Annotated in this window: 10 protein-coding genes; 7 read left to right on the top strand and 3 right to left on the bottom strand. The window is 72.0% G+C overall.

Annotated features, from left to right (window positions below):
• Nucleotides 1–155: 155 nt before the first annotated feature.
• The gene (locus tag ACQPZP_RS37350) at nt 156–635 is read right to left on the bottom strand and encodes a hypothetical protein (RefSeq protein WP_433474379.1); all 480 of its coding nucleotides are present in this window, start codon (nt 633–635) and stop codon (nt 156–158) included.
• Nucleotides 636–1,074: 439 nt separating this feature from the next.
• Between ACQPZP_RS37350 and ACQPZP_RS37345 the strand changes: the two genes are divergently transcribed.
• Nucleotides 1,075–2,958, top strand: a complete 1,884-nt coding sequence (locus ACQPZP_RS37345; RefSeq protein WP_433474378.1) for a WD40 repeat domain-containing serine/threonine protein kinase — start codon at nt 1,075–1,077, stop codon at nt 2,956–2,958.
• Between the two features lie 3 nt (nt 2,959–2,961).
• Here the strand turns inward: ACQPZP_RS37345 and ACQPZP_RS37340 are convergent, their stop codons facing one another.
• Both ACQPZP_RS37340 and ACQPZP_RS37335 read right to left on the bottom strand, forming a co-directional pair.
• On the bottom strand, nt 2,962–3,408 hold the full coding sequence (locus ACQPZP_RS37340; RefSeq protein ID WP_433474377.1) for a nuclear transport factor 2 family protein: 447 nt from the start codon (nt 3,406–3,408) through the stop codon (nt 2,962–2,964).
• A 31-nt stretch (nt 3,409–3,439) separates the two neighbouring features.
• Complete coding sequence (locus ACQPZP_RS37335; protein ID WP_433474376.1) at nt 3,440–4,306, bottom strand: TIGR03619 family F420-dependent LLM class oxidoreductase; 867 nt, start codon at nt 4,304–4,306, stop codon at nt 3,440–3,442.
• 93 nt (nt 4,307–4,399) lie between these two features.
• Between ACQPZP_RS37335 and ACQPZP_RS37330 the strand changes: the two genes are divergently transcribed.
• The 6 genes from ACQPZP_RS37330 (at nt 4,400) to ACQPZP_RS37305 (ending at nt 11,721) form a co-directional block, all read left to right on the top strand.
• The gene (locus tag ACQPZP_RS37330) at nt 4,400–5,269 is read left to right on the top strand and encodes an SDR family NAD(P)-dependent oxidoreductase (protein ID WP_433474375.1); all 870 of its coding nucleotides are present in this window, start codon (nt 4,400–4,402) and stop codon (nt 5,267–5,269) included.
• Nucleotides 5,270–5,280: 11 nt separating this feature from the next.
• Nucleotides 5,281–6,210 carry an EI24 domain-containing protein gene (locus ACQPZP_RS37325; RefSeq protein ID WP_433474374.1) on the top strand — a complete coding sequence of 310 codons (930 nt, stop codon included), beginning with the start codon at nt 5,281–5,283 and terminating at the stop codon, nt 6,208–6,210.
• Between the two features lie 74 nt (nt 6,211–6,284).
• Nucleotides 6,285–7,610 (top strand): hypothetical protein, encoded by a 1,326-nt coding sequence (locus ACQPZP_RS37320; protein ID WP_433474373.1) that lies wholly within the window; start codon nt 6,285–6,287, stop codon nt 7,608–7,610.
• A gap of 53 nt (nt 7,611–7,663) precedes the next feature.
• Nucleotides 7,664–9,844 carry an acyl-CoA dehydrogenase gene (locus ACQPZP_RS37315; protein WP_433474372.1) on the top strand — a complete coding sequence of 727 codons (2,181 nt, stop codon included), beginning with the start codon at nt 7,664–7,666 and terminating at the stop codon, nt 9,842–9,844.
• Between the two features lie 30 nt (nt 9,845–9,874).
• Nucleotides 9,875–11,590, top strand: a complete 1,716-nt coding sequence (locus ACQPZP_RS37310; protein ID WP_433474371.1) for a hypothetical protein — start codon at nt 9,875–9,877, stop codon at nt 11,588–11,590.
• Nucleotides 11,590–11,721, top strand: coding sequence for a hypothetical protein (locus ACQPZP_RS37305; RefSeq protein ID WP_021592999.1), 132 nt, complete (start codon nt 11,590–11,592; stop codon nt 11,719–11,721). The genes ACQPZP_RS37310 and ACQPZP_RS37305 overlap by 1 nt, the downstream gene beginning before the upstream one ends.
• Nucleotides 11,722–11,732 lie beyond the last annotated feature (11 nt).

Raw genomic sequence — 11,732 nt, 5'->3', positions numbered from 1 at the left:
ACCCGGAGCCAAACGAAGAGGGCGCGGCGGCCAGCCGCGTCCTCTTTCTTGCGCGGAAGATCTCCTGGTAGTTGACCGACGACGCACGGTGCGGTCATTCGCCACAGGTTCCGTCCCTCCGCTCCCCGGCCGGGGAGCGGAGGGACGGACCAGGTTCAGTCCTCGTCCGACCCGAAGAGGTCGGCGAAGTACTGGAGCGCTTCGGCAGGGGTCCTGCCTTCACGCAGTTCGGGGCCGAAGAGGCTGGGGTAGGCCCCGAGCCTCGCGGCCTGCATCACCTGGTCGTGACCGGCGTTCTGAAGCGCCAGCGCGTACCAGGACACCTCGTCCGGCCCGCAGATCGCGATGACCTGCTTGACCTGGGCGTGGGTGGCTTTCGCCCGCGCGGAACCGTAGTCGCCGGGGTAGACGCCCAGGGACTTGGCTTCGAGGATCTCCTCGGTGGAGGCGGGGATGTTGACGAACCCGTTCACGTAGTCGAACGCCGAGCAGACTTGGGCGACGTTGACCGCGTGGTCGAGGCCCCACACGTCCATTCCCCGGGCGATCGCCGTCTCGAACATGTCCCGGGTGACACCCGGGGGCGGCGTCGCGGCGGAGAACGCCTGACGTTGGACCGTGCTTGCTTCGGTCATGGGAGACTCCCGTGATCACGGCGCGCAAGGTCCCGGTAGTGTGCCCGGCCCTTGTCACGCCTGCGAACAGAACTGGACACCAGGGCCGGGCGGCCCTTGTTTGGTGTGCTACCAGCCACCGTCCTGTGTTCATGGGCGTTGGCTACAATCGCTCTGGCGCAAGCCCCTCCTTGCAGCGGCGGAGTAGTGACCCGTCGGCAGGGGCACGCGGAACGGCGGGAAGACCATCCGTGTGAGACTCCCCGGAAAGGTCGACCCGCTGTTTCGCGTTCGGGCTGGACCCTCACCTCTGCGCTCGCCGTTGCCCGCTTGGGCCGCCGTTCCGTGTTCCCGCAGTGCGGGCAGGCGTCCTCGGCCGACCCGTAGCCTGGTAGACACATTTGTCTATTTGTGATGTGGGGTGCGGTTCTTGGGTGATCTTGGGCGGTAGGTTGCCCGTGTGGGCGAGGGGCCGGGGGAAGTGCTGGCCGGGCGGTACCGCATTCTCGGGACGCTCGGGCGCGGCGGTATGGGCGTCGTCTGGCGGGCCTGGGACGCCGGTCTCGAGCAAGAGGTCGCGTTGAAGGAACTGCGCCTCCCCGAGCAGATCGGGGAGGACGAGCGGCATGTGCTGTACGCCCGGATGGAGCGGGAGGCGCGCGCCGCGGCACGGCTGACGCATCCCGGCGTCGTCCGGGTGCACGAGCGGGTGGCCGGTGAGGACGGCCGGCCGTGGATCGTGATGGAGCTGATCCGCGGCGGCTCGCTGGCCGACCTGCTTCGCCGGCGGGGGCGGCTGCCGGTGAACGAGGTCGCCGCGATAGGTCTGCAGATGGTGGACGCCCTCTCCGCCGCGCATGACCAGGGCATCGTGCACCGCGATGTGAAGCCCGCCAATGTGCTGCTGGAGGGGGAGCGCGCGGTGCTCACCGACTTCGGCATCGCCGCGCTGGAGGGCGACGCGACGCTCACCAACACCGGGACGGTCCTCGGTACCCCGGCGTTCATGGCGCCCGAGCAGGTGCGTGGGCGGCCCGCCACACCGCAGTCGGATCTGTGGTCGCTCGGCGCCACCCTGTTCGCGGCCGTCGAAGGTGGGCCGCCGTTCACGGGGCCCAACCATGGGTCCATCTACCTCGCCATCGCCACGGAGCAGCACGCGCCGCTGGTGCACGCCGGCCCGCTCGGTGAGGTGTTGACGGGGCTGCTGCGCAAGGATCCCGCCGCGCGGCTGACGGCCGGCGCCGTCCGGGGGATGCTTGAGGCGGTCGTCGCCCCACTGGACTTGACCCTCCCGGAGACACGGCCGCTGCTTGCGAAGCCGCCGCGCGCGAGGAGTGCGCTCGTCGCGGTGACGGCGGCGCTCGTCGTGGGCGCGGGGGCCGTCGCGGGTGTCTGGGCGTTGCAGCCGTCGGGCGGCGAGCGTCCGGGCGCCGCCCCTACGTCGGCCGTGCCCCGTCCGACCGCCATCGAGGGCTCGGACGAGATCTGGGGGCTGGCGTTCGGCCCGGACGGCAGGACTCTGGCGAGGGTCGGGGAGGACGGCGCCCTCGAACTCTGGGACGTGGCGACCGGCAAGAAGACCGCCACTCTCGCGCGGTCCAGCAAATCCAAGCACGAGGTGGCGTTCAGCCCGGACGGCAAGACGATCGCCTCGGACGACGGGGACAGCGGCATCGGGCTCTGGGACGTCGCGTCGGGCCGTGCCATCGCGACCTTCGACGATCCCGACGGCGCCGGTGCCTGGTCGCTGGCCTTCAGCCCGGACGGCCGGACCCTGGCCATCGGGGTGTCGACGTTCCTGAGGGAGGAGAACGCCAAGAACATGATCCGGCTGTGGGACGTGAGCGGCCATGGCCTCACCGCCACGCTCTCCGGCCTGAAGGAGGTGCCTGGGACAGTGGCGTTCAGCCCGGACGGCGAGACGCTGGCGTGCGACGACGACAAGGACGTCCGGCTGTGGGACGTCGGCACCCGTCGGAGCGCAGCGGTCCTCAAGGGGCAGGACAAGTCGCTCTTCTCGGTGGCCTTCAGCCCCGACGGCAAGACCCTGGCCACCGGCGGCAAAAACGAGATCAGGCTCTGGGACGTGGCGGACCGCCGTCCGAAGAAGAAGATCACCACCGGTGCCCATCAGGTGGCGTTCAGCCCCGACGGCAGGTTCCTGGCCTCACGCAGCGAGACCGACGGGGCCGTCCGGCTCTGGGACGCCGGCACCGGAAAGGCGGCCGGCAGCCTCGGCGGAAACACCCCGGGTGTCTCCGCTTTGGCGCTCAGCCCGGCGGGCGGGCTCCTCGCGAGCGGCGACTTCGAGGGGACCGTCCGGTTCTGGAATCTCCCTTGAGGATCACGTGCCCGGCTTGGTGAGGGTGGACAAGGCGCGGTCGGGTTCCCAGTGGGCGCGCAGCGAGGTGATCTTGCCTGCCTCGTCGACCTTGTAGATGAGGACGCAGTCGATGGTCAGCCTGGAACCGTCGGCGGCCATCGTGGTGGTGATCGTCGCGACGTTGGCGCAGCACGGTCCGTTGGCGAACGAGTCGGCGATGGCGAAGCGGAAGTCGGCGACCGTGGAGATGAAGTTGTCCCAGAAGGCTTCGGCGCCCTCCCGGCCCCGGTGACCGTTGCCCGAGGGGTCGAGGAAGGACGGGCCGACCGGGTCCTCGATGAGGGCGTCGGGGGAGAAGAGGTCCAGCCAGTCGTCCTTGCGGCCTTCCGCCGAGGCGTTCATGGAGGCGCGGGCGGCCCGGCGGGCCGGATGGTCCGAGTCGGGGGCGTCCCAGGTGATGGCGTTCATGGCCGGACTGTAACGTGTTCTCGTTTCGATGTCAGGACCCGGTCTTCGCGATGACGTTCTCGGCGAACCGTTCGAGGTGCTCGATCTTCTTGGCCAGCGGTTCGGTGTCGGGGCCCTTGGCGTAGGGCATCCGGAAGCCGACGATCACGTCGGTGACGCCCTTGTCCTCCAGCCGCCTCACCCCGTCGGGCGTGTAGGCGTCCGTGGAGATGACGTGGATCTCGAACGGGCCGCCGGCCTTGCCCTCCGCCTCGCGGATCCGGTTCAGCCTGGCCAGCAGGTCGTCGAGGTCGTCCCCGCCGGCGTGCATCCAGCCGTCCCCGCGCACGACCGCGCGCCGCAGCGCCGCCTCGCTGTGCCCCCCGACCAGGATCGGGAACGGCCGCGCCGGGGTCATCTTGATCGCCGGAACGTCGTAGTGCTCGCCGCGGTACTCGAAGTACTCGCCGCCGCTCAGCCCCCGCACGATGTCGATGGCCTCGTCCATCCGCCTGCCGCGCCGCTCCCACGGCACGCCCATGACCTCGAAGTCCTCGCGCCACGGGCTGACCCCCACGCCCAGCCCGAGCCGCCCGCCGGTCAGGCAGGCGATCGAGGTCGCCTGCTTCGCCACGAGCACCGGCGGGCGCACCGGAAGCTTGAGGACGAACGGCGTGAACCGGAGCGTGGCCGTCACCGCGCCCATGGCCGCGATCAGCGTGAACGTCTCGATGAACGGCTTGTCCTCCAGGAACTCCCGGCTGCCGTCCGCGGTGTACGGATACACCGAGTCCGACTCCTTCGGATAGACCAGCGAGTCGGCGACCGACATGCTCGTGTACCCCGCCTCCTCCGCCGCCCGCGCCAGCGGCAGATAGAACGAGGGGTCCGTCATGGCCTCGGCATAGGTGAACCTCATGGCCGAATACTAGAACCTGTTCCATTATCGTGCCAGGGCCGGCCTCGGGGCGGCGCGCTTGCCGGGGAGTGTGCGGGGTGGTTCGGTGGGGGAATGGAGTCCAGGATCGCGATCGTGACCGGGGGGACGTCCGGGATCGGGAAGGAGATCGCGCGGGGGCTCGCGCGGGCGGGGCTCCTGGTGGGGATCGTCTGCCGCAACGAGTTGCGCGCCGCGGCGACGGTGGAGGAGCTGACGCGGGACGTGCCCGGCGCGCGTGTCGAGACGTTCCTCGCGGACCTGTCGGTGCAGATGGACGTCCGGCGGGTCGCGGCGTCGCTGACGGAGCGGTTCGAGCGGCTGGACGTCCTGGTCAACAACGCGGGCGTGCATCTGCTGCGCGCCAAGGTAAGCGCGGACGGCCACGACCGGATGATCGCGACGAACCATCTGGGGCCGTTCCTGCTGACGAACCTGCTGACGGGACTGCTGGAGAAGGGCGCGCCGTCGCGGGTGGTGGTCGTGGCGTCGGAGGCGCACCGGCACTCGGACCGGCTCGACGCCGAGCGGATGGCCGAGCCCGGCGCGTACGGTCCCGCCGGGTCGCTCCGGGTGTACGGACGGTCGAAGCTGCTCAACATCCTGTTCGCGCAGGAGCTGGCACGGCGGATGGAGGGCAGCGGCGTCACCGTGAACGCGATGTGCCCCGGCGTCGTCGCCACGAGCCTGAGCAGGGACGTCCGGGGGAGCGAGCGCATCGGGGGGCTGCTGTCGCACACTCCGGTGATGCGGACGCCGGCGCAGGGCGCGCGGATGGCCCTGCGGCTGGCGCTGGACGAGGAGTTCGAGGGCCGCAGCGGCGGTTTCCACAGTTCGACGCCGGGCGCCGGGATGCTGCCGACGGTGGGCGCCCTGAAGGATCCGGAGCTGCGGCGTGTGGTTTGGGAGCGTTCCGCTCGCCTTGTGGGGCTTCCTGCCCTATAAGGTGAGGGTGCGTGAGCCAACCGCACGTCCCGCCGGATCGACCCGGCGCATGGAACGCCCCGCCGCCACAGCCAGGCCCGCCCCCGCTGCCCGGCCCGCCCCCGCTGCCGGAGCCGCGCCCGGAGCCGGAACCGGAGGCGTCCAGGCCGTCCGCTTTCAAGGACCTGTTCAACGGCGTCGGGTATCTGCTGCGCGGCATCGGATGGGTGGCGCGGCACCCGGCCCAGTGGCTCTTCGGGCTGATCCCCGCGCTGATCGTGCTGGCCGTGTACGCGGCCGCGCTGGTCTACCTGGCGTTCGAGATCGACGACCTGGCCGGATGGGTGACGCAGTTCGCGGACGGATGGGCGGGCGCGGCCCGGACGTCGGCGCGCCTCGTCGCCGGGATCGCGCTGTACGGGTCGGCCCTGTTCCTCGCGGTGATCACGTTCACCGCGGTGACGCTGCTGGTCGGGGATCCGTTCTACGAGGCGATCGCGGTCCGGGTGGAGGAGTCGCAGGGCGGCGCGCCGCCGGAGCCGGACGTCCCGCTGATCGTCCAGATCGGGCGGGCGATCAAGGACGCGGTGATCCTCGGCGCGGTCGCGCTGATGTTCGCGGTCGTGTTCTTCGCGTGCGGGTTCCTGCCGGTGGTCGGGCAGACGGTCGTCCCGGTGATCGCGGCACTGGTGTCGGGCTACTTCCTGGCGGGTGAGCTGACCTCGATCGCGCTGGAGCGGCGCGGGCTGCGGCGCCGGGAGCGGTTCGCGCGGCTGAAGGCGGACCGTCCGCTCGTCGTCGGGTTCGGCGCCGCGACTGTTGTGGTGTTCCTCATTCCGCTGGGCGCGGTGCTCGCGATGCCGGGCGCGGTGGCGGGGGCGACGCTGCTGGCCCGGGAGCGGCTGGCGGACGGGCCGGAGCCGTCCGCGGGCTTGGCGGGGCCGTCACCAAGCGATCACTAAGCGATGAGAAGATGTGTCCTGAGCGTGATCAGCGGCCGGAACGGCATAGGTGATCTTCGCGTAACGTGTGCCGCATGTCCGATCAGGGGGAGCGCGGCGTGCGCTGGACCGACATGAGCGAGAGCGAGCCGGAGAACCGGCCGGAGCCCGGCGCGGACGACGCGGCCGGCCCGCGGACGGCCTTCCCCGAGCCGAAGGTGCCCGAGGTGTTCATGCCCGCGCCGACCGGCCGCACGGAGTTCTCCGGGTCCGGGGAGGGCGGGGAGCCGCACGACATCTGGGGGAAGGTCGAGGCCAAGGACGCCCGGGTGCCGGGCCCCGCTCCGGCCGAGGGCGAATCCACCCGCGAGCCCGCCCCCGAGCCCGCTCCTGAGCCCGCGCCCGAGGACGTCAAGGTCGCGCCCGTCTCCGAAGAGGAGGCCCCCCAGTGGGAGGGGTCGCTCTTCGACGAGAGCGGCGGCGACGACAACTACGTTCCGGCCGTTCCGACCGGGGCCGGCCGTCCGGCGAAGCCCGGCAAGCCGAGCAGCGGCAACTGGCAGATGCCGGACTGGATGGCGGACGAGGCGTCGGCGGACGCCAAGCTCGGTGGCGACGGCTCGCCGAAGCGTCAGCCGAAGCGCGCCCCGAAACCTCCGCGGGACGTCCTGGACGAGGGCGGCGGCCGGTCCCGGCTCGTCCTCTTCGGCGGCATCGGCCTGCTGGTGGTCGCGCTCATCGCGGCCGGCGGCGTCTACCTCCTGACGAGCGGCGGTAAGGAGTCGGAGGACACCTCCGGCAACGCCGACCAGCGGGCCGCGGCGGAGCAGTCCGAGGCGGCGCAGGTGCAGCTGCCGCCGGACAGGCGGCTGACGACGTTCCCGGGGAGGCCGAGCAGGATGCTCGGCCGGGTGAAGGACGTCCATTCCGGCCTGGCCTATCCGCGGCTGGCCGCCCCCTGGCAGGTGCCCACCAAGAAGAACAAGCTGGGCACCCCCGGGTGGTCGGGGCAGCAGATCCTCGTGACGGAGAGGCACGCCGGCCAGCTCTGGTACGGGCAGCTGCTCACCGGCACGCTGCTCCCGAGCCTGCAGAGCGCCTACCAGGGGCCGGACAGCGTGAAGAACGTCACCGGGCTGGCCGCGCAGGGCTTCGAGGCGCAGTACTACGCGTTCCCGCACAAGTCGGCGCCGCTGGCCTCGCAGGCCCTGACCGTGGACGGGCACCCGGGCTGGCTGATCGCCACGCACCTCACCTACAAGCGGGCCGGGGTGCGGGCGACCGGCGAGGTCGTCGCCACCGCGGTGATCGACACCGGCCGGCCGGCGCCGGCCGTGGTGTTCGCGTCGATGCCGAACACGCACCGGAACCGGTGGCCGGACCTCAACGAGTTCTTCGCCCAGCTGAAGATCGCGTCCTGACAACCCGAACGGCGTTCTAATAGGCTGTGGCCACTCCTGAGAAAGGTGTGGCCATGGCCATCGGGCTGACCGGGGAACACGAGGAGCTGGCCGCGTCGGTGCGCGGCTTCGCCGAGCGGAACATCACGTCGCGGGCCGTCCGGGAGGCGGACGCGGGCTGCTGGCCCGCGCTCGCCGCGCAGGGCCTGCCCGGCCTGCACCTGCCCGAGGACGCGGGCGGGCAGGGCTTCGGCGTCCTCGAACAGGCCGTCGCGCTGGAGGAACTCGGCCGGGCACTGGCTCCCGGCCCGTACACGCCGACGGTGCTGGCGTCCGCGATCCTGTACGCGGCCGGCGCCGACGTGACCGGCCTCGCGGACGGTTCCCGGACGGCGGCGGTCGCACTCTCGGGCGGCTTGGACCGGGACGGCTCCACCGTGTCCGGCACGGTCCAGCCGGTTCTGGGTGCGCCGCTCGCGGACGTGTTCGTGCTCCCGGCCGGTGACGGCTGGGCGGTCATCGACCGGGACGACGTCACCGTGGGGACGCTGGAGTCTCTCGACATCACCCGCCCGGTGGGATCGGTCACGGCCGATGGCGTGACCGTCCCGGACGAACGCTTCCTAAGCGGAGTGGACGCACACGCCCTTGCCGTCGTCCTGCTCGGGGCAGAGGCATGCGGTGTGGCCGGACGTGCCCTTGACGACGCCGTGGCATACGCGAAGCTCCGCGAGCAGTTCGGCCGCCCGATCGGGCAGTTCCAAGGCATCAAGCACAAGTGCGCCCGGATGCTCATCGCCGTTGAGCGTGCGAGGGCCGCGGTATGGGACGCCGCGCGCGCTCTGGATGAGCCAGAAGAGCAACGTGCCTACGCGGTGGGTGTCGCCGCCGTCCTGGCAACGGATGCCGCTGTCACCTGCGCAGAGGGCAACATCCAGGTTCATGGGGGCATCGGCTACACCTACGACCACGACGCCCACCTGCTCTACCGGAGGGCCCTGACCCTTCGCGCGCTCCTGGGGCGGGCCGGCGAACACCGCGCGGACGTGGCGGCGCTCGCCGTGAAGGGCGTCAGGCGCCCGATGAGCGTCGAACTGGCCGAGGACGCGGCGCCGGTACGCGAGGAGATCCGCGCCAGGGTCGGCGAACTGGCCGCGATGGAGCCGCTCGAACAGCGGGCCGCGATGGCGGAGGGCGGCTGGGTGACGCCGCACCTGCCGAAGCCCTGGGGACGGGACGCCGGACCGCTGGAGCAGATCGTGATCCAGCAGGAGCTGGCGGCGGCGAAGGTCCGCCCGGTGCCGCTGATGATCGCCGCATGGGTCGTCCCGTCGCTGGTCCAGTACGGGACGGCCGGGCAGCAGCAGCGGTTCCTGCCGCCGACGTTGCGCGGTGAGATCGTCTGGTGCCAGCTGTTCTCCGAGCCGGACGCCGGCTCGGACCTCGCCGGGCTGCGGACGCGCGCCGAACGCGTCGAGGGAGGCTGGGCGATCACCGGCCAGAAGATCTGGACGTCGCTCGCCCGCGAGGCGCAGTGGGGCATCTGCATCGCACGAACGAATCCGGACCGTCCCAAACACGACGGCATCACCTACTTCCTCGTCGACATGACGTCGCCCGGCATCGAGATCCGCCCGCTGCGCGAGTGCACCGGCGACGCCGTGTTCAACGAGGTGTTCCTGGACGGCGTGTTCGTGCCGGACGAGCTCGTCGTCGGCCCGGTCGACGCGGGCTGGCGCGTCGCCCGCACCACCCTCGCCAACGAGCGCGTCGGGCTGACCAGCACCTTCCAGCTCGGCGGCGACCTGCCCGAACTGCTCGATCTCACCGCCGAGCTCGGCTTGTCCGCGGACCCGGTCGTCCGCGACGGCATCGGGCGCCTCGCCTGCGACGAGCACTCGTTCAACCTCCTCGGCCTCCGCGCCACGCTCAAGCAGTTGTCGGGCACGGACCCGGGCGCGACCGCGAACGTCCGGAAGCTGGTGGCGATGGAGCACGGCCAGCACGTCACCGAGTTCGGGTTCACGCTGCTCGGCGAGGAGGGCGCCCTGACCGGCGGCCGGCAGGACCCGCTGCGCGCCCGCTGGACCCGCTACCTGCTCGCGTCCCGCGCCATGACCATCGGCGGCGGCACCACCGAGGTCAACCTCAACGTGATCGGCGAGCGCATCCTGGGCCTGCCGCGCGACCCCGACCCCGCGCGGTCGCCGGGGGGCGCAGGGGGGCGGCGCCCCGCCGGGGAACAGGTCGGGTAGCGTCCAGGCTCACATGCGGGAGCGGACGGCTTGAACGACCGGACGCGGCACCTGGCGGCCGCGCTGACCGGGCTGGGGCTCGGGCTCGCGGCGCTGGGGCCGGGGCTCGCGCCCGGCTTCGTGCTGTCGTACGACATGGTGTTCGTGCCCGATCCCGCGTTCACCCGCCTGACGTTCGGGCTGACCGGCGTCGTCCCCCGGCACGCCCCGAGCGACGCGTTCGTCACCGCGCTGGCCACCGTCGTTCCGGCGGACGCCGTGCAGAAGCTCGTCCTGCTGGCGATCTTCGTGATGGCGTGCACGTCGGCGGCGTCCCTGGTGCCGTCCCGCCGGCTCCTGCCGCGCCTGGCGGCGGGCGTCTGCTACGCCTGGAACCCGTTCGTCGCCGAGCGGCTGCTGCTGGGGCAGTGGGCGCTCCTCCTCGGCTACGCGGCCCTGCCCTGGGTGGTGGCGGCGGCCGCGAGCACCGATGTCCCCGGCGGCGGACGCCGTCTCCTCCGCGCCCTGATCCCCGCCGCCATAGGCGGTTTCGCCGCCCTGACCGTCTCCGCCCTGACCGCCCTGACCATTGCCCTGGCGACCGCACGATCGGTGCACCGGATGCCCGTCGACGCGGCTCGGGTCGTGGGGGCCGTTGCGGTTCTGAGCCTTCCTTGGCTGGTGCCCGGCCTGCTGCGGCCGGCCGGCGTGCCTGGGGACGGGTCGGCCGTCGGCCTGTTCGCGGCCAGGGCGGACACGCCGTTCGGGTCGCTTGGGAGCCTGCTCCTGCTCGGCGGCGTGTGGAACGGCGAAACCGTGCCGAGCGGGTACGGGGCGCCGGTCACCGCGACGATCTGGCTGGTCGTGGTCGTCGCCGCACTGGCCGCCTACTGGAAATGGTGCAGGGAACCTATTTGGCGACGCGGGGCGGCCGTCGCGGCGGTGGCCGGATTCGCCGTCGCGGCGCTGGGGGCGGTCGCCGCCGGGGCGCTTGAGACGGTCATCGGTCTCTGGCCCGGGTTCGCCGTCCTGCGGGACGGGCAGCAGTACGTGGCCCCGCTCGCCGTCGTGGTCGCCGTGGGGCTGGGGGTGGCCGCCGACCGCGCGGCCGAGGCGCGGTGGCCGGGAGTGGCCGCGGCGGCCATGGCCGTCCCGGTGTTCCTGCTGCCGACACTGGCGTGGGGCGCGGCCGGCGATCTGCGGGCCGTCCACTACCCGGACGACTGGGAGCGCGCGCGGCGGATCATCGACGGCGACCCGGCGCGCGGGGACGTGCTGGTCCTGCCTTGGGCGTCCTACCGGAGCTACCCGTGGAACCACGGCCGCCGTGTCCTCGACCCGCTGCCTCGCTATCTGCACCGCCGCGTCATCGTGGACGACGCCGTCACCGTCGACGAGACGACCGTCGCGCCCGAGGATCCGAGGGCGGTCAGGCTCGCGCCGGTCGCGCGGACGGGAACACCACCTGCGGCTACGCTGCGTGACGCGGGCGTACGGTACGTCGTGGTGGACGCGGAGACCGGTGAGCACCGCCCGTCCGGTGCGGTCACGGAGCTGCTGCGAGGTCCTGACCTGGTCGTTTACCGGATCGACGGGGTCGCGGACGTGGCCGGTGACGGTGTTCCCGCCGCTCCCGTGGCGGCCGCCTGGGTCGCGCTGAGTCTGCTCGTTTTCTGGTCAATCCTGGCCCCAAGGACTACTCTGAGCTTTCCGTTACTCGGCAGTATCAAGCCCCGCGACCCCCACCCCCGACGAAGGACCCCCTGATGCGCATCGCCATCGCCGCAGTCGTCGGCGTCCTGCTGGCCGCCGGAGCGTCGTTCGGCGCGGTCCAGCTCGCGAACGCCTCCCAGAAGGACCCCGTCATCAAGCCGCTGTACAACTACGGCTCCCGGTGACGTGTAGGCCC

It is taken from the genome of Spirillospora sp. CA-142024, from assembly GCF_050942325.1.
GTDB lineage: Bacteria > Actinomycetota > Actinomycetes > Streptosporangiales > Streptosporangiaceae > Spirillospora.
The sequence above is the reverse complement of the archived record's forward strand: the minus strand, read 5'-3'. Positions and strand labels throughout refer to the sequence as shown.